We start from the raw sequence: 21,142 nt of genomic DNA, 5'->3' as shown, positions 1-21,142 counted from the left end.
CGCCTGGTTCCAGGGCGGCATCACGGCGCTGGCGGGCATGCTGGTGCTGTTCGCGGGCTGGGTAAGGATGCTCATCCGCGCCCTGAAAACCCGCCGCGCAACGCTGGCATACGCGCTGCTGATTGTGCCGCTGCTGGCGCACCTGAACCTGGAGTACCCGTTTTACCAGTCGTTCATTCACTTCGGGCTGTTTCTGCTGCTGCTGCGCCTGGGCGTGGCGCAAGCGCCGCCGGCCGCACGCCGGGCAGCCCGGGCGCCGCGGCTGGCTGCCGTGCTCTGCGGCGCGGCGCTCATCGTCTTCAGCGGGGCGGGGCTTTACGCTAACCACCAGCTGACGGCGCTTGAGCGCAGCCAGCTTGCCGGGTTCCCGTCTCCCGCGCCGTGGTACTTCGCCACGCAGTCTGAACGCGCGCAGTTCGATGAAATGGTGGCCCTGCTGATGGACTACAACCGCACCCGCAACGCGGCGAACCTGGACGAATTTATGGCGCGGGCGCAGGCGTGGTCGCTGCGCCATAACGACGCCAATGTCTGGCGCAGCATGATGATGATTGAGCAGTTCCGGGGGAATCAGGCCAGGGCGGCGGAAATGGCGCAGACGTATAAGAAGCTGTTTCCTTTGCAAAACGAGAAATAACGACAATGCCGCCCACAGGGCGGCTTACCATCGTTTTAGACGTCTGGCTGACTACGCGGACCTGGTATTCACCGCACGCGTTAGCCGATTGATTGCCTCCTCAAGCGTGGCGGCGGTGCAGCCGAAGTTAATACGCACAAACTGAGGTTCGCCAAAATCGCTGCCTGGCGAAAAGCCTAACCCGGCGGCGTTGAAGAAACGCGCCGGGTTTTCTACGCCCAGGCCGCTTGCGTCCACCCAGGCAAGGTAGGTCGCCTGCGGCGGCGCAACGCGCAGACCGGGCAGGGCGTTTACGCTATCGCACAGCCTGTCCCGGTTGCGGCGAAGATAGTCGCATTGCGCCGCAAGCCAGGGCTCGCCGTCGCGCCAGGCCGCTTCGGCGGCGGTCAGCGCCAGCACATCCACATGCGGCACAATACCGGCCATCGCCTTGCTAAAGCGCTTACGCAGTTCCGGGTTGGGAATTATCGCCACCGAAGCGCCAAGCCCGGCGATGTTAAAGCTCTTGGAGGGGGACATCAGCGTAATGCTGCGCTGGGCCGCCTCTTCATTCAGCGTGGCGAAGGGCGTGTGGCGCACGCCTGGCTCCAGCAGCAGATCGCAATGGATCTCGTCTGAGCAGACGATCAGATCGTGCTTACGGGCAAACGCCAGCTGCGCCAGCAACTCTTCACGGCGATAAACCGTACCGCCGGGGTTTTGCGGGTTGCAGAGCATCAGCAACCGCAACCGCTCCCGGCCAGTGAGGTGGCCTTCAAGGGCGTTGAGATCGAGAACCCAGCGGTTATCCACAAGCGTTAGCGGCGCCAGAAGCTGCTGGCGCTCCGCCAGCGCGGCGGCCCGGCGAAAAGGGGGATAGATGGGCGTGGGGGCGATGGAAAGTTCATCCGCCTGCGTAAAGGCGCGAACGCAAAGGTTCAGCGAACTGACCACGCCCGGCATAAAGACCAGCCACTGCGGCGCCACTTTCCAGCCGTAGCGCCGCTCGCACCAGCTAAGGGTCGCTTCCTCCAGCCCCGTCGGGTGAGCACCGTAGCCAAAAACGCCATGCGCTACCCGGCGTTGCAGCGCCTGGGTAATGCACTCCGGCACGCGGTAATCCGTGTCCGCCACCCACATTGGCAGCACCGCTTCGCCATATTTTCGCCACTTCACGCTGTCGCTGTGATGGCGGTCGATACCCTCGTCAAAATTGAATGTCATGATTTGCTCCTGCCCGGTGGTTACTTCAGACTAGCACCGTGACAAATCGATACAACCGCTGACGCTAATAAGGGAGAAATCAATGGCTTTGCTGGAAATTTGCTGTTACAGCCTGGCGTGCGCGATCACCGCCGAACGCGCCGGGGCGGACAGGATTGAACTGTGCGCGGCACCCGCGGAGGGTGGGCTGACGCCTTCGCCGGGCACGCTGAAGCGGGTGCGTGAAAGCGTGAAAATCCCGGTGCACCCGATTATCCGTCCCCGCGGCGGCGACTTCTGTTATACCGATGCGGAGTTTGAAGTGATGCTCGACGATATCGCCTTCGTGCGAGAACTGGGCTACCCGGGGCTGGTCACCGGGGTGCTGAACGAAGAGGGCGACGTGGATATTCCCCGCATGCAAAAAATTATTTATGCCTCACAAGGCATGGCGGTGACGTTTCATCGCGCGTTTGATATGTGCGCTAACCCTATGAAAGCGCTGGAAGAATTAGCGGATTTAGGCGTGGCGCGCATCCTCACTTCCGGCCAACAGCCGACGGCGGAGCAAGGACTTTCATTATTAAGGGAACTAAAAGCACAATCCCGTGCTCCAATCATTATGGCCGGTGCAGGTGTACGGCTCAGCAACCTCGGCGCTTTTATTGCCGGGGGTGTTGACGAACTTCACAGTTCGGCAGGAGTTCAGGTGGCTTCGCCAATGCGCTATCGCAACGCGAATGTCTCAATGTCTTCCGATGCCCGTACCGATGAGTATTCCCGCTACGTTGTGGATGGCGCTATGGTCGCCGCCATGAAAGCGGCGCTCACACCGACCCGTCATTTTTCATAACGCCCGTTTTTTACCGCGCATCATGTCGCCCAATATGATGCTTGCTCGTACCAGGCCCCAATGTGTTGTTGGGGCTTTTTTTATCGCTTTTGCCGCTGCGCTTGCTCACGCGAGTCGGCTTTCTTTCCGCCCCCCTTATTTTAGCGTTTTTTCATAAAGTACAGACGAGCCGTGAAAAGGGTATTTTTGTGCGGTTGTTAAATCCTGCCAGGCATATATCGCCAGAATGTACTAACGTTATTAAGAAATAGATAACATGAGGAGATGGATATGAAGAAAACACTCGTAACAGGCGTACTGGTAGGGATGTCTTTATTTCTTTCGGCGTGCTCCAGCAGCAATTACGCCATTCACACCAATGATGGCCGCACCATTGTAAGCCAGGGCAAGCCGCAGGAAAGTGAAGCAGGCCTGCTGGGCTATAAAGACGCCAATGGCGTGAAGCAGCAAATCAACAAAGCTGATGTAAAAGAACTGGTTGAGATTAAACATTAATCGCTGCCGGCAGGCTGAAAATAACCGCCTGCGGGCGGTTTTTCTTTTTTTGCCAGGCGGGAAGATGCCGACAGTCGCGTTTTCCCGCCTGGCAATATAAACCTACGTTTTATTGCCCGTCTGGCGAGCAAGCCAGCGCCGTAAATAAGCACCTTAAGAAATAGATTAACTCATTCGATTGATGACGGCGGAAATAAACGCGCTGGTCAACATGTGATGGGCAAATATACGCTGTTCAAAAGGCGCTTTGCCTGGCGTTTTAATTCTTGCCGCGACCGCCGCGCCTTCGGCTACCAGCCAGGCGGCGAAGCTGTCGTCAAAATAGTTATGAATAATCCCCTCCCGGCACCGGCACCCTTCAAGCAAGGCGTCGCTGTGTAAGGGAAAGCATTCCGCCAGTTCATCGCGAAGCGTCAGGGAGAAAGCGTCCGGCTCGCCTCCCGGCTCCCAGCTGTATAGCCAGGCGCGCTCCGCTTCCAGCGCCTCGCCGCAGCAGAGCAGACCGTCCCGCGCCGCCTCTTTCAGCAGCGGCAGGCTCGCCTGCAGCAGGTCTGCTTCCTCAGAAGCGGGCGGCTCAACGCCATAACCCTTCGCCATATCTCTGCCGCCTGCGGTCAGCCGCTGGCCGTTGCGCATACCGCTGAAATTCACCAGCGGCAAAAAGGTAAGGCAGATTTTATCGAGCAGCAGCGGGGAGTTGTGCTGTAGAAAGTTAAGCAGCCCCCAGCTTCCAGCCGGTTCATCGCCGTGAAACCCGGCGGCAAGCAGCACGTGCGGCAACCGCTTGTTCGCCGCCACCGACTGCCAGAGGGAGATCATGCCGTGTCCGGTGCTGCCGAGCTCGACCTCCTGCAACCCCCAGCGCGTGGCCTGGACCTCAAAAAGATGTTCGAAGTGATCAATATCGTTGCTGTAGCCGTTGATGGCGGGAAGGGGCCAGCGGTGGACGGTTTCGGTGGTCATAATGGGCGCTCCGGAAAAACGGTCTGTTGCAAGCGTAGTTCAGGAGCGCGCTTTTTGTCTTAGCGAAAAAACGGGGGCGGTTGCCCTTTTTATCAGGGCTTGCGTGCCACCAGCACAGCGCGCAGCGGGGCCGGATAGCCTTCCACCGTTTTGCTGCTGTCGTGTGGGTCGAGGAAGTCCGCCAGCGATTCGCTGGTCATCCAGTCGGTGCGACGCTGCTCTTCGCTGGTGGTCAGGCAGTGGTCGGCGATGCGCACGTCCACAAAGCCGCACTTCTCCAGCCAGTTCTTAAGCGCCAGCGCGGAAGGGATGAAATAGACATTGCGCATCTGCGCGTAACGTTCGCCCGGCACCAGCACGGTGTTGGCGTCGCCTTCCACCACCAGCGTTTCCAGCACCAGCTCGCCTTCGTTAACCAACTGATCCTTAAGCTGCCAGAGGTGCTCAAGCGGCGAACGGCGATGGTAAAGCACGCCCATTGAAAAGACGGTGTCGAAGGCGTTCAGCGCGGGCATCTGCTCAATGCCAAGCGGCAGCAGGTGCGCGCGCTGGTCATCGCCGAGCAGCTTGCGCACCGCCTCGAACTGGCAGAGAAAAAGCTGGGTCGGGTCGATGCCCACCGCGAGCTTCGCGCCTGCGCCCACCATGCGCCACAGGTGATAACCGCTGCCGCAGCCTACGTCCAGAATCGTGCGTCCGGCAAGCGGGGCGATGTGCGGCAGCACGCGCTCCCACTTGAGATCGGAACGCCATTCGGTATCGATGTTCACGCCATAAAGCGAGAAGGGGCCTTTGCGCCACGGCATCAGCGTGCGCAGCAGTTTTTCAATGCGCAGCTGCTGCCCCTGCGCGAGCGGTGCTTGCATTTGTGCGCTAACGCCGTGTAGCAGATCAAGGCGCTCCGGGGTCAGCGCAGGCAGGTTCTCCAGCGAATTCGCCCACTGCTTAAACTGCCCGTGCAGCGATTCACGCTGCCAGGCGGCAATCTGCGCGGGAAGGGTTTCCAGCCATGGGCTGAGCGGGCTACAGGCAATCTGCTGGTAAAAACGGCCAAAATCGATCATGCCGCGCTCCCGTTCTTCACCGCCACCAGCGAGCCGAAGTTAAAGCACTGGAACCAGAGTTCGCTGTGCTCAAAGCCCGCCTGGCGCAGCCGTGCTTTGTGCGTTTCCACCGAGTCAGTGAGCATTACGTTCTCCAGCATGCTGCGCTTCTGGCTGATTTCCAGTTCGCTGTAGCCGTTGGCGCGCTTGAAATCGTGGTGCATGTTGAACAGCAGCTCGCCCATCTCTTTATCTTCAAAGCTGAATTTTTCCGAAAGCACCAGCGCGCCGCCGGGGTTAAGGCCCTGATAGATTTTTGTCAGCAGCGTCAGGCGATCGTCCGGGTTGAGGAACTGAAGCGTAAAATTCAGCACCACCAGCGAGGCGTTCTCAAGGGTGATATTGCGGATATCGTCTTCAATCACCTCGACCGGCGTTTGCGCTTTAAAGGCATCGATATGACGGCGACAGCGCTCCACCATGGCTTTTGAATTATCCACGGCGATGATTTTGCAGCCTTCGTGGTGAATGTTGCGGCGAACTGAGAGCGTTGCCGCGCCAAGCGAACAGCCGAGGTCGTAAACCTGGCTTGCGGGCTGGACAAAGCGTTCCGCCAGCATGCCAATCATCGAGATGATATTGGAATAGCCTGGCACCGAACGCTGAATCATATCGGGGAAGACTTCAGCCACCCGTTCATCGAAAGTCCAGTCGCCCAGACGGGCGATGGGAGCGGAGAACAGCGTGTCGCGGTTAGACATAGCGTTTGAATCCGAGGAAAAACGAAAGGGGCGTATTTTGCGCTAATGAAGCGCGAAAACCAACTCCCACGGCATATACCAGAGATTCGCCAGCACCATCAGCACCAGCGCGCACCAGGTCGCGCTCATGCCGGAACGCCGCCAGCGTATCAGCCGGTTATGAAAGCCGTAGTAATGCATCAGCCGTCCGAGGATTAGCAAAATGCCGCCGACGTGAACGAGCCAGGTTTCGGCGCCGTTCATCTCCATCAACAACAATAGCAGCAGGGCGACAGGAATGTACTCCACGGCATTGCCGTGAACGCGGATAGCGATTTGCAGTTCGCTAAAGCCGCCATCGCCATACGCCACGCGATATTGCGTGCGAAGGCGCACCACATCTACCGAAAACTTAAGCAGCAACAACGCACCCAGTACAGCATACAGCGCGCTTACCATAGCAACTCCCTTAAACACCCATCCAGAGGCCCGCTTATCATAGCGTGAGCCGCGCGGCTTGTCGCTCTGCTAGAAGAGGGTGTTTTGCTGTGGAATGGCGGGTTCGGGGCCAAGCGAGGGGATAACCCGTTGAAGCATCGGCCAGAGCGTATGCACCAGCTCCGGCGCCTGGGCGATGTCCGGCGTATGTAAAAAGAGATACGGGGTGGTGGTTTGCTCCCAGCCTGGCAGCTTTTTCAACCAGTCCTGGAAGAAATTGACGTTTTGCTCCATGTCATCGCTGCCGATAAAGCGCACCAGCGGGTTGCGCGCCGTGACCAGCGCATGCACCGGCACAACCGGTTTTTTTCGCTGGGCGTCGCGTACCGCTTCGCTGTGCGGCTGTGCGCTGTGCACCGGGCGGCTGTCGAGAATAACGCGGTTGACGCCGCGCGCCTTCAGCCCGCGGTTGAGCGTCTGCTCCACGTCGCCTTTGACGAAAAATTCCGGGTGACGCACTTCCACGCCATAGGTAAATTCGGTTGGCAGCGCATCAAGAAAAGCCCACAGCGCGGGCAAATCCCGCGGGCCGAACGCGGCAGGCAACTGGAGCCAGTACTGACCGATGCGCCCGGCAAGCGGCGCCATGCGGGAGAAAAACTCGCTGGTCTGCTCCTCGCAGTGGCGCAACGCCGCCTGGTGGGAAATGGTGGCCGGAAATTTAAAGCAGAAGCGGAAATCGTCGGTGGTTTGCGCTTTCCAGCGCTCGACAATTTCCGCTTTAGGCAGCGCGTAAAGCGTGGTGTTGCCCTCCACGCAGTTGAAGTGGCGGGCGTAGTCCTCAAGGGAAGTGATGCCAAGCCGCACCCATCCCGGGTGCGACCATTGCGGCAAGCCGATATAAAGCATAAGCGCGCGGCTTAAAGCGCCGCGAGGATCTCCTCAGTGGTGCGCACGCGAGCGATGCGCGGGAAAATATGGGTCATGCTGCCCTGGTGCTGTTCGCGGGTGGCGGCGCTGCAGGCGTCTTCAGCAATCACCAGCGAGAAGCCAAGTTCCCAGGCGTTGCGGGCGGTAGATTCCACGCCGATATTGGTGGATATGCCGCACAACACGATAGTATCAATGCCGCGACGACGTAATTGTAGCTCCAGATCGGTGCCATAGAAGGCGCCCCACTGGCGCTTGGTCACTTCAATATCGCTGTCGCGTTTGCCGAGCGCTACCGGGTAATGCCACCATTCATCAGGCAGGGCATGCGCGGCGACGGCGGCATCCACTGGCTGCTTGAGCGCCTCGCCGAAATCTTTCGACCAGCCGACGCGCACCATCACCACTGGCGCTTTATGGGCACGGAACTTCTCCGCGAGGCGGGCTGCGCGGGAAACCACGTCGTCCGCGCTATGCGGGCCGCCGGCAAAGGGCAGAATACCTTCCTGAAGATCGATAACCACCAGCGCGGTGGTAGCGGCATTGAGTTTTAACATGATGACTCCATGATTTTAGTAGCAGGTTCCGTACCTTACGCTCTCAAACCCGGCAAGCGGTTTACTATTTTTGTTAATTTTTGTGAGAATAAGCAACATCACGCGCGACAAACGCGCGAGCAGGCGGCGGCGGGCTTATCGCAGCCCGGAATTTCCAGTATAATGGCCGCCTTTTTTCATCCAGATAAATGCTGCGACACTAAAGCCTGCAGGGCAGGTGACCAACGGCCTGCGGCAAACTTAAGGGATATCTCATGCGTACAGAATATTGCGGGCAGCTTAATAAGTCCCATGTGGGGCAACAGGTAACGCTGTGTGGCTGGGTTAATCGCCGTCGCGATCTCGGCAGCTTGATCTTTATCGACATGCGCGACCGTGAAGGCATCGTGCAGGTGTTCTTCGACCCGGATCGCGCCGACGCTTTCAACCTGGCCTCCGAGCTGCGTAATGAGTTTTGCATTCAAATCACCGGCACCGTGCGTGCGCGTGACGACAAAAACGTTAACCGCGATATGGCGACCGGCGAAGTGGAAGTGTTCGCCACTGAGCTGACCATCATCAACCGCGCCGAGCCGCTGCCGCTCGACTCCAACCAGGTCAACAGCGAAGAAGCGCGTCTGAAATACCGCTACCTCGATCTGCGTCGTCCGGAAATGGCGCAGCGCCTGAAAACCCGCGCGAAAATCACCAGTTTTGTACGCCGCTTTATGGACGACAACGGCTTCCTCGACATCGAAACTCCGATGCTGACCAAAGCCACGCCGGAAGGCGCGCGCGACTATCTGGTGCCTTCCCGCGTTCATAAAGGCAAATTCTACGCGCTGCCGCAGTCCCCGCAGCTTTTCAAACAGCTGCTGATGATGTCCGGCTTCGACCGTTATTATCAGATAGTAAAATGCTTCCGCGACGAAGACCTGCGCGCCGACCGCCAGCCGGAATTTACCCAAATCGACGTGGAAACCTCCTTCATGACCGCGCCTCAGGTGCGTGAGGTGATGGAAAAACTGATCCGCCAGCTGTGGCTGGAGGTCAAAGGCGTGGACCTGGGCCAGTTCCCCATCATGACCTTTGCGGAAGCGGAGCGCCGCTACGGCTCTGACAAGCCGGACCTGCGTAACCCGATGGAGCTGGTGGACGTTGCCGACCTGCTGAAAGCGGTGGAGTTTAAGGTCTTCTCCGGCCCGGCTAACGATGCCAAAGGCCGCGTTGCCGCGCTGCGCGTGCCGGGCGGCGCGCAGCTTAGCCGTAAACAAATTGACGACTACGGCAAATTTATCGAAATCTACGGCGCCAAAGGTCTGGCTTATATTAAAGTCAACGAGCGTGCTAAAGGTCTTGAAGGCATTACCAGCCCGGTGGCGAAGTTCCTGAACGCGGAAATCGTGGAGGCTATCCTTGAGCGCACCGGCGCACAGGACGGCGACATGATTTTCTTCGGCGCCGACAACAAAAAAGTGGTAGCCGACGCGCTCGGCGCGCTGCGCCTGAAGCTTGGCAAAGATCTGAATCTGACCGACGAGAGCAAATGGGCGCCGCTGTGGGTTATCGACTTCCCGATGTTTGAAGACGACGGCGAAGGCGGCCTGACCGCGATGCATCACCCGTTCACCTCGCCGAAAGAGATGACCGCCGCCCAACTGAAAGCGGCGCCGGAAGAGGCCGTAGCCAACGCTTACGATATGGTTATCAACGGTTACGAAGTGGGCGGCGGCTCAGTGCGTATTCACAGCGGTGAAATGCAGCAGACCGTGTTCGCCATTCTCGGCATTAACGAGCAGGAGCAACGCGAGAAATTCGGCTTCCTGCTGGACGCGCTGAAGTTTGGCACGCCGCCGCACGCAGGCCTGGCCTTCGGTCTCGATCGCCTGACCATGCTGTTGACCGGCACCGACAACATCCGCGACGTTATCGCGTTCCCGAAAACCACCGCGGCGGCCTGTCTGATGACCGAAGCGCCAAGCTTCGCGAACCCGGCTTCCTTAACTGAGCTGGGTATCCAGGTGGTCGCGAAAGAGAAGCCGCTGGAGAACAAGTAATATGCCATTCAAGCACCCTGTTTCGGTACTGGTCGTCATTTATGCGCAAGATACCGGACGGGTGCTGATGTTGCAGCGGCGGGACGACCCCGATTTCTGGCAGTCGGTCACCGGCAGCCTGGAGGCGGGGGAGAGTCCACGCGAGGCCGCGCAGCGTGAAGTAAAGGAAGAGGTCGAGGTGGACGTTGCCCTGGAGCAACTTGAGCTAATCGACTGTCAGCGCTGCGTGGAGTTTGAAATCTTTCCTCATTTGCGTCATCGCTACGCGCCGGGGATTATACGCAATACGGAATACTGGTTCTGTCTTGCGTTGCCGAGCGAAAGGCCGGTAAGCATCAGCGAGCATCTGGCTTATCGGTGGGAGGAGGCGCATGCCGCCGCCGCCCTGACTAAGTCGTGGAGCAACCGGCAGGCGATTGAAGAGTTTGTAATTGATGCCGCCTGATTAAGGCGCTTTTGGAGATTGTTATGGCAGGTCATAGTAAATGGGCCAACACGAAACACCGCAAAGCGGCACAGGATGCCAAGCGCGGTAAGATTTTCACCAAGATTATTCGCGAGCTGGTGACAGCGGCGCGTCTGGGCGGCGGCGATCCGGGTTCTAACCCGCGTCTGCGTGCGGCTATCGACAAAGCGCTGTCAAACAACATGACGCGCGACACCCTGAACCGCGCTATCGCGCGCGGTGTCGGCGGCGATGAAGACGCGAACATGGAAACCATCATTTACGAAGGCTACGGCCCGGGCGGCACCGCCGTGATGGTGGAATGTCTCTCCGACAACCGCAACCGTACCGTAGCGGAAGTGCGTCATGCGTTCAGCAAGTGCGGCGGCAACCTCGGCACCGACGGCTCCGTCGCTTACCTGTTCAGCAAGAAAGGGGTTATCTCCTTCGAAGCGGGCGACGAAGACACCATCATGGAAGCGGCGCTGGAAGCGGGCGCGGAAGATGTCGTGACTTACGACGACGGCGCTATCGACGTTTACACCGCCTGGGAAGAGATGGGCGCGGTGCGCGACGCGCTGGAAGCGGCGGGCCTGAAAGCGGACAACGCTGAAGTCTCGATGATCCCTTCCACCAAAGCGGATATGGACGTAGACACTGCGCCGAAGCTGCTGCGTCTTATCGACATGCTGGAAGACTGCGACGACGTGCAGGAGGTTTACCACAACGGTGAGATCTCCGACGAAGTAGCAGCCACCCTGTGACAGCAGCCCGCTTCATTGCGGCGGGCGCTTCCTTCTCCTCTGAGCGCGGCCTGACCGCGCTCAGGGAGCGGCAGGGGAAAGCGGCTCTCCGGCAAGCCGGGCGGCGGTTATCCCTTCGCGGCGGAGAAGCGTGATGTCTATTATTCTCGGTATTGATCCCGGTTCGCGCATCACCGGTTACGGTGTTATCCGCCAGACGGGGCGACAGCTTACCTATCTTGGCAGCGGTTGTATCCGCACCAACATCGCCGATCTTCCCTCGCGATTAAAGCTAATCTACGCGGGCGTCAGCGAAATCATCACCCAGTTCCATCCGGATTACTTCGCCATCGAGCAGGTATTTATGGCGAAAAACGCTGACTCTGCGCTTAAGCTTGGGCAGGCCAGGGGCGCGGCGATTGTCGCGGCGGTTAACCACGAGCTGCCGGTGTTTGAATATGCGGCGCGTCAGGTGAAGCAGACGGTGGTCGGCATTGGCAGCGCGGAAAAAAGCCAGGTGCAGCATATGGTGCGCACGCTGCTTAAGCTGCCCGCGAACCCCCAGGCGGATGCCGCAGATGCGTTGGCTATCGCCATTACCCACTGTCATGTCAGCCAGAACGCCGCGCAGGTCAGCGAATCGCGCCTGAACCTGGCGCGGGGCCGTCTGCGCTGAAGAAGCAAAAAAGCGCGCTGCGTCGTAAAATCACCCTTCTCAGGACGTCGGACGACAAAAAGTGCGCTTTTTAACGGTTTGTTTTTTTATCTGAGGCTGGATACCTATCCAGCCTTTTTTATATGATAGGCTCACTTTTTTCGCTGGTTAACGCAGGAGCGCATCGTGATAGGCCGACTCAGAGGCATCGTACTGGAAAAACAGCCCCCGCTGGTATTGCTGGAAGCGGGCGGCGTCGGTTATGAAGTCCATATGCCGATGACCTGCTTTTATGAACTGCCGGAAACCGGCAATGAAGCAGTGGTCTTTACCCATTTTGTGGTGCGCGAAGATGCGCAGTTGCTGTTTGGTTTTAACAACAAGCAGGAGCGCACGCTGTTCCGCGAGCTTATCAAGGTCAACGGCGTAGGCCCTAAGCTTGCGCTCGCTATTCTTTCCGGCATGTCCGCTCAGCAGTTCGTTAACGCCGTTGAGCGTGAAGAACCCGCTATGCTGGTGAAGCTGCCGGGCATTGGCAAAAAAACCGCCGAGCGTCTGGTGGTGGAGATGAAAGATCGCTTCAAAGGGTTGCACGGCGATCTCTTTACGCCAGCGGCGGATCTGGTGCTGGCGTCGCCTGCCGGTCCGCAGCCGGACGACGCGGAAGCAGAAGCGGTTGCCGCGCTGGTGGCGCTGGGTTATAAACCGCAGGAAGCCAGCCGCATGGTCAGTAAAATTGCCCGCCCGGACGCAGACAGTGAAACCCTGATCCGCGAAGCGCTGCGCGCGGCATTGTGAGGTAGAGGATGATTGAAGCAGATCGCCTGGTCGCACCGGGCAGCATCGTGGCGGAAGAGGTGGCGGACCGCGCTATCCGTCCCAAACTACTGAGTGAGTATGTCGGTCAGCCGCAGGTGCGCTCGCAGATGGAAATCTTTATCCAGGCGGCGAAACTGCGCGGCGACGCGCTGGACCATCTGCTGATTTTCGGCCCGCCGGGGCTTGGCAAAACGACACTCGCCAATATTGTCGCCAATGAAATGGGCGTTAACCTGCGCACCACATCGGGCCCGGTGCTGGAAAAGGCGGGCGATCTGGCGGCCATGCTCACCAACCTTGAGCCGCACGACGTGCTGTTCATTGATGAAATTCATCGTCTGTCGCCGGTGGTTGAAGAGGTGCTTTATCCGGCAATGGAGGATTACCAGCTCGACATCATGATTGGCGAAGGGCCGGCGGCGCGTTCGATAAAAATTGATTTGCCGCCCTTCACGTTGATTGGCGCGACGACGCGCGCCGGGTCGCTCACCTCGCCGCTGCGCGACCGCTTTGGCATTGTGCAGCGCCTGGAGTTCTATCAGGTACCCGATTTGCAGCATATCGTCAGCCGCAGCGCCCGCTATATGGGGCTGGAGATGAGCGAGGAGGGGGCGCTTGAGGTCGCGCGTCGCTCTCGCGGCACGCCGCGTATCGCCAACCGGCTGTTAAGACGCGTGCGCGACTTCGCGGAAGTTCGCCATGATGGCGTTATCAGCCAGGACGTGGCGGCGCAGGCGCTTGATATGCTCAACGTGGACGCTGAAGGTTTCGACTACATGGACCGCAAGCTGCTGCTGGCGGTGATTGATAAGTTTTTCGGCGGTCCGGTGGGGCTGGATAACCTCGCGGCGGCCATTGGCGAAGAGCGCGAAACCATCGAAGACGTGCTGGAGCCTTTCCTTATTCAGCAGGGCTTTTTACAGCGCACGCCGCGCGGCCGTATGGCGACGACGCGCGCCTGGAGCCACTTCGGCATTACGCCGCCCGCCATGCCCTGAAACAGAAATAAAAAAGGCGCCGCAATGGGCGCCTTTTTTATGGATAGCGCTCAGGCCGGCATGCGTTTTGTCATGGTGAGAATGAACAGCAGCGCGGCGCACAGCACCACGGAAGGGCCCGCCGGGGTGTCGTAAAAGGCGGAAAAGGTGAGGCCGCCAGTCACTGCCAGCATGCCGATTATCACCGCAAAGCCCGCCATTTGCTCCGGCGTGCGGGCGAAGCGTCGCGCCGTAGCAGCCGGGATAATCAGCAGTGAAGTGATAATCAGCGCGCCGACAAACTTCATCGCCACGCCAATCGTCAGCGCTGTCACCAGCATCAGCAAAAGCTTCACGCGCTGCAGACGAACGCCGTCCACAAACGCCAGGTCGGCGCTGATGGTCATGGCGAGCAGGCTGCGCCACTGCCAGCAGAGCACGCTTATCACCACCACGACGCCAAGCGCGATAGAAACCAGATCGGCAGGCGTTACCGCCAGCAGGTCGCCAAACAGGTAAGCCATCAGATCGACGCGAATGTTTGCCATAAGGCTCACCACCACCAGCCCGAGCGAAAGCGCGCTGTGCGCCATGATGCCGAGCAGGGTGTCGATAGCGAGGTGCGGACGTTTCTCAAGCCAGACCAGACCCAGCGCCAGCAGCAGCGTGACGGCGATGACCGCGTAAAAAGGATTAACATCCAGCAGCAGCCCGAAGGCCACGCCCAGCAGCGATGCGTGCGCCAGCGTATCGCCGAAATATGACATCCTGCGCCAGACCACAAACGAGCCAAGCGGCCCGGCGGCGCAGGCGAGCAGCATCCCGGCAAGCCAGCCGGGAAGAAGAAGTTCAATCATGACTGGCCGTTTCCTCTGCGTAAAACAATCCGTCCCTGAAGGTCGTGACGATGGTTATGGTGATGGCGGTAAATGCCCAGCTGTTCCGCGCCGCGGGGGCCGAACATGGCGATAAATTCCGGGTGGGTAGAGACCACTTCCGGCGTGCCGGAGCAGCAGATATGGTGATTAAGGCAAAGCACGTCATCGGTTTTCGCCATTACCAGATGCAGATCGTGCGAGACCATCAGCACTGCGCAGTTCAGCTCCTGGCGCAGCTTATCGATAAGATCGTAAAGCGCTACCTGGCCGTTAACGTCCACGCCCTGAGTGGGTTCATCAAGCACCAGCAGCTGTGGCTCCTTGAGCAGGGCGCGGGCCAGCAGCACGCGCTGCGTTTCGCCGCCGGAAAGCTTTTGCATCGGCGCGTCAATCAAATGGCCCGCCTGCACGCGCTTCAGGGCAGGCAAAATATCTGCTTTGCGGACACCGGGGCGCAGGCGCATAAAGCGGCTGACAGTGAGCGGCAGCGTGGCGTCGAGGTGCAGTTTTTGCGGCACATAGCCGATGCGCAGGCTCCTGTCGCGCTTGATAACGCCCTCGTCGGGTGCTACCAGCCCAAGCACCACGCGCACAAGGGTGGATTTGCCTGCGCCGTTCGGCCCAAGCAGCGTAAGTATTCTTCCCGAGCGTAATGACAGCGAAACGTCAGAAAGGACGCGGCGTTGGCCAAACGAAACGGAGATATTTTCCAGTGAAACCAAAGTAGTCATAGTTAATTAAGCGTTGCACAAGCTTTAGAATGTTATAATATCACAACTCTTACATTCATCACGACGATAAGACGCATTATGTTACATAAAAATACGCTTCTTTTCGCTGCTGTTTCAGCAGCTTTATGGGCTGGCGCCACCGTACCTTCACAAGCCGCTGTGGTCGCTTCGCTTAAGCCGTTAGGCTTCATTGCCGCCGCCATCGCCGACGGTGTGACTCCCACGGAAGTATTACTGCCTGATGGCGCCTCTGAGCATGATTACGCATTGCGTCCATCTGATGTAAAACGCTTGCAGAATGCGGACTTAGTCGTCTGGGTTGGCCCGGAGATGGAAGCGTTCATGCAAAAGACCGTCGGCACGCTGCCCCCTCAAAAACAGCTCGCGCTGGCTGAGCTTGAAAGCGTAAAACGGCTGCTAATGAAAGGCAGCGAAGAGGACGAGCATGAGCACGGCGATGACCACCATGATGATGAAAAAGGTGACGGTCATCACCACCATGGCGACTATAACCTGCATATCTGGCTGTCACCCGAAATAGCGAAATCCTCGGCGGTTGCAATCCATAAAAAATTAGTGGAACTTATGCCGCAAAGTCGAGCCAAACTGGACGCGAACCTGCAGAACTTCGAAGCGGAACTTGACCGCACGGACAAGCAGGTGTCCACCGTGCTGACGCCACTGAAAGGTAAAGGTTATTTCGTTTTTCATGATGCTTACGGCTACTTTGAAAAACACTACGGATTGACATCACTGGGTCACTTCACCGTTAACCCCGAAATCCAGCCTGGCGCTCAGCGTTTACATGAAATCAGAACACAGTTGGTTGAGCAAAAAGCGACCTGCGTTTTTGCTGAGCCACAGTTCAGGCCAGCGGTCATTGAAGCCGTTGCCAGGGGGACGAAAGTTCGAATGGGAACTTTGGATCCACTGGGAACAGACATCAAAGTAGGGAAGAACGGCTATATGCAGTTTCTGACCGAGCTATCGAACCAGTATGCGAGCTGCCTGAAAGGAGATTAACGAGGAAGTGAATTTGTGCAACAGATAGCCCGTTCTGTCGCTCTGGCATTTAACAATCTACCCCGGCCTCATCGCGTCATGCTGGGGTCGCTTACAGTACTGACGCTTGCGGTCGCCGTCTGGCGGCCGTATGTCTACCACCCCGAAGCAGCGCCTATCGTTAAGACCATTGAGCTTGAGAAGAATGAAGTGCGCTCTCTGTTGCCGGAAGCGAGCGAGCCGATAGACCAGGCGCCACCGGAAGAGGAAGACGAAGCCATTCCTCAGGATGAGCTTGATGACAAAACTTCGGGCGAAGCGGGCGTACATGAATATGTCGTTTCGACCGGCGACACCTTAAGCAGCGTGCTTAACCAGTACGGTATCGACATGGGCGAAATCAGCCAGCTCGCTACCGTCGACAAAGATCTGCGTAACCTGAAAATCGGTCAGCAAATTTCCTGGACCCTGACGCCAGAAGGCGAATTGCAGCGACTGACATGGGAAATGTCGCGCCGCGAAACCCGCACCTACGATCGTCAGGCAAACGGCGGCTTCAAAATGAGCAGCGAAATCGCGCAGGGTGACTGGGTAAATAGCGTGATGAAAGGCTCCGTTGACGGAAGCTTTGTGGCAAGCGCGAAAGAGGCGGGCCTGACCAGCGCCGAAATCAGCGCCGTCATCAAAGCGATGCAGTGGCAGATGGATTTGCGTAAGCTCAAAAAAGGCGACGAGTTCGCTGTGCTGATGTCCCATGAAATGCTGGACGGCAAGCGCGAGCAGAGCCAGTTGCTGGGCGTGCGCCTGCGCTCAGGCGGTAAAGACTATTACGCTATCCGGGCGGAAGACGGTAAATTCTACGACCGCAGCGGCTCCGGCCTTGCGAAAGGTTTCCTGCGCTTCCCGACGTCGCGTCAGTTCCGCGTCTCTTCGAACTTTAACCCGCGTCGCCTGAACCCGGTAACGGGCCGCGTTGCGCCGCACAAAGGGGTGGATTTCGCTATGCCTCAGGGCACGCCGGTGCTGGCGGTGGGCGACGGAGAAGTGGTGATGGCGAAACGCAGCGGTGCTGCGGGCTACTATGTGGCTATCCGTCACGGACGCACTTACACCACGCGTTACATGCACCTGAAAAAACTGCTGGTGAAACCGGGCCAGAAAGTGAAACGCGGCGATCGCATCGCGCTTTCCGGCAACACCGGGCGCTCCACTGGCCCGCACCTGCATTATGAAATCTGGATAAACCAGCAGGCGGTTAACCCGCTGACCGCGAAGCTGCCGCGTACCGAAGGGCTGACCGGCTCCGATCGTCGCGATTATCTGGCGCAGGCGAACGAGGTTATCCCGCAGCTGCGCTTTGATTAACGAATCCGCTGTTAACCAGCCGGCGTTCTGAACGCCGGCTTTTTCTTTTGTGTGGCGGCACTCACGCCGCTAAACTATTTCCTTATTTTCTCTTTTGATAAGTTGGCTCTGGCCCGAGAACAGGCATGGAAACAAAAAAAACGAACAGTGAATTTATCCCCACCTTTGAACGCGCTTTCTTACATCCCCGTTACTGGGGAAGCTGGCTGGGCATCGGGGCCTGCGCAGCGCTTGCGCTGACGCCTCCCTCATTTCGCGACCCGCTTCTGGGTAAAATCGGGCGGCTGGCCGGCAAGTTTGGCAAAAGCGCCCGCCGTCGCGCGCGTATCAATCTGTTCTATTGCTTCCCTGAGCTCTCCGAAGCGCAGCGTGAAACCATTATCGATAATATGTTCGCCACCGCGCCGCAATCGATAGTGCTTATGGCGGAGCTTGCCTTACGCGGGCCGGAAAAGGTGCTCGATCGCGTTGACTGGCACGGAGAGGCGATTATCAACGAGATGCTTGAAAGCAAAGAGAGCGTCATCCTGCTGGTGCCGCATGGCTGGGGCGTCGATATCCCGGCAATGCTGCTGGCCTCGCGCGGCGTGCACGTTGCGGCGATGTTCCACCATCAGGGCAACAGGCTGCTTGATTATGTCTGGAACAAAGTGCGTCTGCGCTTTGGTGGCCGCTTGCATCCGCGTCAGGACGGCATTAAGCCGTTTATTAAGTCCGTGCGGGATGGCTTCTGGGGCTACTATCTGCCGGATGAAGATCACGGGCCGGAGCAGAGCGAATTTGTTGATTTCTTCGCGACCTATAAAGCCACGCTGCCCGCGGTGGGCAGGCTGATGAAAGTATGCCGCGCCCGCGTTATTCCGCTTTTCCCGGTTTATAACGGCAAAACGCACCGTCTGGATGTGCTTGTTCGCCCGCCCATGGACGACTTGCTCAATGCGGATGACGTCACGCTGGCGCGCCGCATGAACGAAGAAGTGGAGCATTTTGTCGGCCCGCATCCTGAGCAGTACGCCTGGATCCTGAAGCTGCTGAAAACGCGCAAAGAAGGGGAGAAAGAGCCTTACCGCCGTAAGGATCTCTACCCTAAAAAATAAAGCCGCTCGACAGGAGCGGCTTTTTGAACCAGATAAAAGGGGCTAAAGCCCCTTTTTTTATTCTACGGTCAGAATACGGGTGGTGTTGGTGGTGCCGATAGTTCCCATGACGTCGCCCTGGGTCACAATCACCAGATCGCCTGTAACCAGGTAGCCTTTATCGCGCAGCAGGTTCACGGCATCCTGAGCGGCGACGACACCGTCGTTAGGGCTATCGAAATAGACTGGCGTAACGCCGCGATAGAGCGCCGTCAGGTTCAGGGTATGCTCATGACGGGAGAGGGCGAAAATCGGCAAGCCAGAGCTGATACGGGAGGTCATCAGCGGCGTGCGGCCCGATTCGGTCATGGTGATGATAGCGGTGACACCTTTCAGGTGGTTGGCCGCATACATCGCCGACATGGCAATCGCCTCTTCAACGTTATCGAATTGCACATCCAGACGGTGTTTCGAAACGTTGATGCTCGGGATCTTTTCCGCGCCCAGACAAACGCGCGCCATGGCGGCAACGGTTTCCGCCGGGTACTGTCCGGCCGCAGTTTCTGCTGAAAGCATCACGGCGTCGGTGCCATCCAGCACGGCGTTCGCCACGTCCATGACTTCCGCACGGGTCGGCATCGGGTTGGTTATCATCGACTCCATCATCTGGGTCGCGGTAATGACGGCACGATTCAGCTTACGGGCGCGACGAATCAGCGTTTTCTGGATGCCCACCAGCTCCGGATCGCCGATTTCAACGCCCAGGTCGCCGCGGGCGACCATCACCACGTCAGAGGCGAGAATAATGTCGTCCATCGCTTCTTCGTTGCATACCGCTTCGGCGCGTTCAACTTTCGCCACGATTTTCGCATTGCAACCTGCGTCGCGCGCCAGACGGCGGGCATAGTTAAGGTCTTCGCCGCAGCGCGGGAAGGAGACGGCCAGATAGTCAACGTCAATGGCGGCGGCGGTGATGATATCCGCCTTGTCTTTCTCGGTCAGGGCTTCGGCAGAGAGACCGCCGCCCAGCTTGTTGATGCCTTTGTTATTGGAAAGCGGGCCGCCGACGGTCACTTCCGTGAAGACTTTCATGCCCTGAACTTCCAGCACCTTAAGCTGCACGCGCCCATCATCAAGCAGCAGAATATCGCCCGGCACGACATCCGCCGGCAGGCCTTTATAGTCGATACCGACTTTTTCTTTATCGCCTTCGCCTTTGCCGAGGTTAGCGTCAAGCAGGAACTTGTCGCCGATATTGAGGAAAACTTTGCCTTCTTTGAAGGTGGATACGCGAATTTTTGGACCCTGCAAATCGCCGAGAATGGCGACGTGGCGGCCCAGTTTCGCCGCGATTTCACGGACTTTATCCGCACGCAATTTATGATCTTCTGGCGTGCCGTGAGAAAAATTCATGCGCACTACGTTGGCGCCCGCAGCGATAATTTTCTCCAGATTATTATCGCGGTCGGTTGCCGGGCCTAACGTGGTAACGATTTTGGTTCTGCGAAGCCTTCTGGACATGTAGTACTCCGTTGACTGAAACGTTTTGGTGTTGCGTGAACAAAATTCAGCGGATCGGATGCTCCCCTGGAGCAAGGACCTTAACCGAATGGGTGAATGTGTGACAACTTTGTTATCAATTTGATTGCTGTTGGTCGGAAATTAAAAGCTCTTTATCAAAACGCGATTCCTTCAGCGCTTCTTTGACACGCTTCAAGTTATCCCGGAATTTCGCGCCGCGACGCAGGGTAAAACCGGTCGCCAGCACATCAATAACCGTCAATTGCGCAAGCCTTGAAACCATCGGCATATAAATATCGGTATCTTCCGGCACATCCAGCAGCAGGGCCAGGCTTGCTTCCCGCGCCAGTGGGCTACCCTGAGAGGTAAGGGCCAGCACCATGGCGTCGTTTTCCCGCGCAAGACGCGCCAGCTCGACCAGGCTTTTGGTTCGTCCGGTGTGAGAAATCAGCACCACGACATCATCGGCGCTGCAATTCATACAGCTCATCCGCTGCAGGACGATGTCATCGGAGTAGATAACCGGAACATTGAAGCGAAAAAATTTGTTCATGGCATCATGCGCTACCGCCGCTGAAGAGCCCAGCCCGAAAAAAGCGATTTTTTTCGCCTGAGTGAGCAGGTCGACCGCGCGGTTCACGGCGTTCATATCAAGCGACTGGCGCACATGGTCGAGGCTCGCCATGGCGGACTCAAAAATCTTGCCGGTATAGGCCTCTACGCTGTCATCTTCATCGACATTGCGATTAACATAGGGCGTACCGTTGGCGAGGCTTTGCGCCAGCTGGAGTTTAAAATCGGGGAAGCCTTTGGTATCAAGGCTGCGGCAGAAACGGTTCACCGTGGGTTCGCTGACGCTTGCCACGCTTGCAAGGCGAGCGATACTGGAGTGGATAGCCCGTGAGGGGGATTCCAGGATAACCTCGGCGACTTTGCGTTCAGATTTGCTCAGATTTTCCAGTTGAGACTGGATCTTTTCCAGCATATTCATCGCTAGTATGGGACTCATGGAAAGGGCGAAAACACGAAAAGGTGTCTTCGCGATGCATTTTAGCC

At 58.0% G+C, this 21,142-nt stretch carries 23 protein-coding genes; 12 read left to right on the top strand and 11 right to left on the bottom strand.

The genetic code is table 11. The annotated features are described in order from the left end of the window. Positions 1-637: Wzy polymerase domain-containing protein (locus IEX01_RS09320; protein ID WP_188723712.1), on the top strand; the 637-nt coding region annotated here is incomplete at its 5' end. Between the two features lie 51 nt (positions 638-688). On the opposite strand, the gene IEX01_RS09315 is transcribed toward IEX01_RS09320, so the two are convergent. Further along, entirely contained in the window at positions 689-1,840 is a 1,152-nt protein-coding gene (locus IEX01_RS09315) for a MalY/PatB family protein (RefSeq protein WP_188723711.1), read from the bottom strand. An 82-nt stretch (positions 1,841-1,922) separates the two neighbouring features. Here IEX01_RS09315 and cutC point away from each other — a divergent pair, with 82 nt between their 5' ends. Both cutC and IEX01_RS09305 read left to right on the top strand, forming a co-directional pair. After that, on the top strand, positions 1,923-2,672 hold the full coding sequence (gene cutC, locus IEX01_RS09310; protein WP_048888677.1) for a copper homeostasis protein CutC: 750 nt from the start codon (positions 1,923-1,925) through the stop codon (positions 2,670-2,672). A 270-nt stretch (positions 2,673-2,942) separates the two neighbouring features. Then, the gene (locus IEX01_RS09305) at positions 2,943-3,167 is read left to right on the top strand and encodes a YgdI/YgdR family lipoprotein (protein ID WP_024559052.1); all 225 of its coding nucleotides are present in this window, start codon (positions 2,943-2,945) and stop codon (positions 3,165-3,167) included. Positions 3,168-3,332: 165 nt separating this feature from the next. Here the strand turns inward: IEX01_RS09305 and IEX01_RS09300 are convergent, their stop codons facing one another. From IEX01_RS09300 to IEX01_RS09275, 6 genes are all read right to left on the bottom strand, one after another. Then, the gene (locus IEX01_RS09300; RefSeq protein ID WP_188723710.1) at positions 3,333-4,130 is read right to left on the bottom strand and encodes a M14 family metallopeptidase; all 798 of its coding nucleotides are present in this window, start codon (positions 4,128-4,130) and stop codon (positions 3,333-3,335) included. A gap of 92 nt (positions 4,131-4,222) precedes the next feature. Beyond that, positions 4,223-5,194 (bottom strand): tRNA 5-methoxyuridine(34)/uridine 5-oxyacetic acid(34) synthase CmoB, encoded by a 972-nt coding sequence (gene cmoB / locus IEX01_RS09295; protein WP_024559050.1) that lies wholly within the window; start codon positions 5,192-5,194, stop codon positions 4,223-4,225. Then, the gene (gene cmoA / locus IEX01_RS09290) at positions 5,191-5,934 is read right to left on the bottom strand and encodes a carboxy-S-adenosyl-L-methionine synthase CmoA (protein WP_024559049.1); all 744 of its coding nucleotides are present in this window, start codon (positions 5,932-5,934) and stop codon (positions 5,191-5,193) included. The genes cmoB and cmoA overlap by 4 nt, the downstream gene beginning before the upstream one ends. A gap of 42 nt (positions 5,935-5,976) precedes the next feature. Then, the gene (locus IEX01_RS09285; RefSeq protein ID WP_024559048.1) at positions 5,977-6,372 is read right to left on the bottom strand and encodes an MAPEG family protein; all 396 of its coding nucleotides are present in this window, start codon (positions 6,370-6,372) and stop codon (positions 5,977-5,979) included. Between the two features lie 69 nt (positions 6,373-6,441). After that, a complete protein-coding gene (locus IEX01_RS09280; protein ID WP_188723709.1) occupies positions 6,442-7,260 on the bottom strand; it encodes a DUF72 domain-containing protein in 819 nt (272 codons plus the stop codon). An 11-nt stretch (positions 7,261-7,271) separates the two neighbouring features. After that, positions 7,272-7,838, bottom strand: coding sequence for a hydrolase (locus IEX01_RS09275; RefSeq protein WP_024561045.1), 567 nt, complete (start codon positions 7,836-7,838; stop codon positions 7,272-7,274). A 254-nt stretch (positions 7,839-8,092) separates the two neighbouring features. Between IEX01_RS09275 and aspS the strand changes: the two genes are divergently transcribed. The 6 genes from aspS to ruvB all read left to right on the top strand — a co-directional run bounded on the left by aspS (position 8,093) and on the right by ruvB (position 13,534). After that, positions 8,093-9,874, top strand: coding sequence for an aspartate--tRNA ligase (gene aspS / locus IEX01_RS09270; protein ID WP_024559045.1), 1,782 nt, complete (start codon positions 8,093-8,095; stop codon positions 9,872-9,874). 1 nt (position 9,875) lies between these two features. After that, positions 9,876-10,319: a dihydroneopterin triphosphate diphosphatase gene (gene nudB, locus IEX01_RS09265; protein WP_024559044.1), complete on the top strand. Its 444-nt coding sequence runs from the start codon at positions 9,876-9,878 to the stop codon at positions 10,317-10,319. A 23-nt stretch (positions 10,320-10,342) separates the two neighbouring features. Beyond that, positions 10,343-11,083 (top strand): YebC/PmpR family DNA-binding transcriptional regulator, encoded by a 741-nt coding sequence (locus tag IEX01_RS09260; protein WP_024559043.1) that lies wholly within the window; start codon positions 10,343-10,345, stop codon positions 11,081-11,083. Positions 11,084-11,216: 133 nt separating this feature from the next. Further along, positions 11,217-11,738 carry a crossover junction endodeoxyribonuclease RuvC gene (gene ruvC / locus IEX01_RS09255; RefSeq protein WP_024559042.1) on the top strand — a complete coding sequence of 174 codons (522 nt, stop codon included), beginning with the start codon at positions 11,217-11,219 and terminating at the stop codon, positions 11,736-11,738. 165 nt (positions 11,739-11,903) lie between these two features. Continuing rightward, the gene (ruvA, locus tag IEX01_RS09250) at positions 11,904-12,515 is read left to right on the top strand and encodes a Holliday junction branch migration protein RuvA (protein WP_024559041.1); all 612 of its coding nucleotides are present in this window, start codon (positions 11,904-11,906) and stop codon (positions 12,513-12,515) included. An 8-nt stretch (positions 12,516-12,523) separates the two neighbouring features. Further along, a complete protein-coding gene (ruvB, locus tag IEX01_RS09245; protein WP_024559040.1) occupies positions 12,524-13,534 on the top strand; it encodes a Holliday junction branch migration DNA helicase RuvB in 1,011 nt (336 codons plus the stop codon). 50 nt (positions 13,535-13,584) lie between these two features. On the opposite strand, the gene znuB is transcribed toward ruvB, so the two are convergent. Together znuB and znuC are read right to left on the bottom strand one after the other, a co-directional pair. Beyond that, entirely contained in the window at positions 13,585-14,370 is a 786-nt protein-coding gene (gene znuB, locus IEX01_RS09240) for a zinc ABC transporter permease subunit ZnuB (protein ID WP_024560725.1), read from the bottom strand. Beyond that, positions 14,367-15,122 (bottom strand): zinc ABC transporter ATP-binding protein ZnuC, encoded by a 756-nt coding sequence (znuC, locus tag IEX01_RS09235; RefSeq protein ID WP_188723708.1) that lies wholly within the window; start codon positions 15,120-15,122, stop codon positions 14,367-14,369. The genes znuB and znuC overlap by 4 nt, the downstream gene beginning before the upstream one ends. A 78-nt stretch (positions 15,123-15,200) precedes the next feature. On the opposite strand from znuC, the gene znuA reads away from it, so the two are divergent. The 3 genes from znuA (at position 15,201) to lpxM (ending at position 18,586) form a co-directional block, all read left to right on the top strand. Further along, on the top strand, positions 15,201-16,145 hold the full coding sequence (gene znuA, locus IEX01_RS09230; protein ID WP_188723707.1) for a zinc ABC transporter substrate-binding protein ZnuA: 945 nt from the start codon (positions 15,201-15,203) through the stop codon (positions 16,143-16,145). A 15-nt stretch (positions 16,146-16,160) separates the two neighbouring features. Beyond that, on the top strand, positions 16,161-17,489 hold the full coding sequence (gene mepM, locus IEX01_RS09225; RefSeq protein WP_024559036.1) for a murein DD-endopeptidase MepM: 1,329 nt from the start codon (positions 16,161-16,163) through the stop codon (positions 17,487-17,489). A 125-nt stretch (positions 17,490-17,614) separates the two neighbouring features. Then, the gene (gene lpxM, locus IEX01_RS09220) at positions 17,615-18,586 is read left to right on the top strand and encodes a lauroyl-Kdo(2)-lipid IV(A) myristoyltransferase (protein ID WP_048888671.1); all 972 of its coding nucleotides are present in this window, start codon (positions 17,615-17,617) and stop codon (positions 18,584-18,586) included. A gap of 57 nt (positions 18,587-18,643) precedes the next feature. On the opposite strand, the gene pyk is transcribed toward lpxM, so the two are convergent. Both pyk and IEX01_RS09210 read right to left on the bottom strand, forming a co-directional pair. Next, entirely contained in the window at positions 18,644-20,086 is a 1,443-nt protein-coding gene (gene pyk / locus IEX01_RS09215; RefSeq protein WP_024559034.1) for a pyruvate kinase, read from the bottom strand. A 115-nt stretch (positions 20,087-20,201) separates the two neighbouring features. Beyond that, positions 20,202-21,077, bottom strand: coding sequence for a MurR/RpiR family transcriptional regulator (locus tag IEX01_RS09210; RefSeq protein ID WP_024559033.1), 876 nt, complete (start codon positions 21,075-21,077; stop codon positions 20,202-20,204). Positions 21,078-21,142: the final 65 nt, after the last annotated feature.

The organism is Franconibacter daqui, from assembly GCF_014644275.1.
Taxonomy (GTDB): Bacteria; Pseudomonadota; Gammaproteobacteria; order Enterobacterales; family Enterobacteriaceae; genus Franconibacter; species Franconibacter pulveris.
The sequence above is the reverse complement of the archived record's forward strand: the minus strand, read 5'-3'. Positions and strand labels throughout refer to the sequence as shown.

Bases quoted from the DNA above. Each gene is read 5' to 3' on its own strand.
- IEX01_RS09305 (WP_024559052.1), top strand. From the start codon at position 2,943: ATGAAGAAAACACTCGTAACAGGCGTACTGGTAGGGATGTCTTTATTT.
- cmoA (WP_024559049.1), bottom strand. From the start codon at position 5,934: ATGTCTAACCGCGACACGCTGTTCTCCGCTCCCATCGCCCGTCTGGGC.
- znuA (WP_188723707.1), top strand. From the start codon at position 15,201: ATGTTACATAAAAATACGCTTCTTTTCGCTGCTGTTTCAGCAGCTTTA.
- ruvB (WP_024559040.1), top strand. From the start codon at position 12,524: ATGATTGAAGCAGATCGCCTGGTCGCACCGGGCAGCATCGTGGCGGAA.
- IEX01_RS09315 (WP_188723711.1), bottom strand. From the start codon at position 1,840: ATGACATTCAATTTTGACGAGGGTATCGACCGCCATCACAGCGACAGC.
- nudB (WP_024559044.1), top strand. From the start codon at position 9,876: ATGCCATTCAAGCACCCTGTTTCGGTACTGGTCGTCATTTATGCGCAA.
- IEX01_RS09210 (WP_024559033.1), bottom strand. From the start codon at position 21,077: ATGAATATGCTGGAAAAGATCCAGTCTCAACTGGAAAATCTGAGCAAA.
- cmoB (WP_024559050.1), bottom strand. From the start codon at position 5,194: ATGATCGATTTTGGCCGTTTTTACCAGCAGATTGCCTGTAGCCCGCTC.
- aspS (WP_024559045.1), top strand. From the start codon at position 8,093: ATGCGTACAGAATATTGCGGGCAGCTTAATAAGTCCCATGTGGGGCAA.
- cutC (WP_048888677.1), top strand. From the start codon at position 1,923: ATGGCTTTGCTGGAAATTTGCTGTTACAGCCTGGCGTGCGCGATCACC.
- IEX01_RS09300 (WP_188723710.1), bottom strand. From the start codon at position 4,130: ATGACCACCGAAACCGTCCACCGCTGGCCCCTTCCCGCCATCAACGGC.
- ruvC (WP_024559042.1), top strand. From the start codon at position 11,217: ATGTCTATTATTCTCGGTATTGATCCCGGTTCGCGCATCACCGGTTAC.
- pyk (WP_024559034.1), bottom strand. From the start codon at position 20,086: ATGTCCAGAAGGCTTCGCAGAACCAAAATCGTTACCACGTTAGGCCCG.
- IEX01_RS09280 (WP_188723709.1), bottom strand. From the start codon at position 7,260: ATGCTTTATATCGGCTTGCCGCAATGGTCGCACCCGGGATGGGTGCGG.
- IEX01_RS09260 (WP_024559043.1), top strand. From the start codon at position 10,343: ATGGCAGGTCATAGTAAATGGGCCAACACGAAACACCGCAAAGCGGCA.
- znuC (WP_188723708.1), bottom strand. From the start codon at position 15,122: ATGACTACTTTGGTTTCACTGGAAAATATCTCCGTTTCGTTTGGCCAA.
- lpxM (WP_048888671.1), top strand. From the start codon at position 17,615: ATGGAAACAAAAAAAACGAACAGTGAATTTATCCCCACCTTTGAACGC.
- znuB (WP_024560725.1), bottom strand. From the start codon at position 14,370: ATGATTGAACTTCTTCTTCCCGGCTGGCTTGCCGGGATGCTGCTCGCC.
- IEX01_RS09275 (WP_024561045.1), bottom strand. From the start codon at position 7,838: ATGTTAAAACTCAATGCCGCTACCACCGCGCTGGTGGTTATCGATCTT.
- IEX01_RS09285 (WP_024559048.1), bottom strand. From the start codon at position 6,372: ATGGTAAGCGCGCTGTATGCTGTACTGGGTGCGTTGTTGCTGCTTAAG.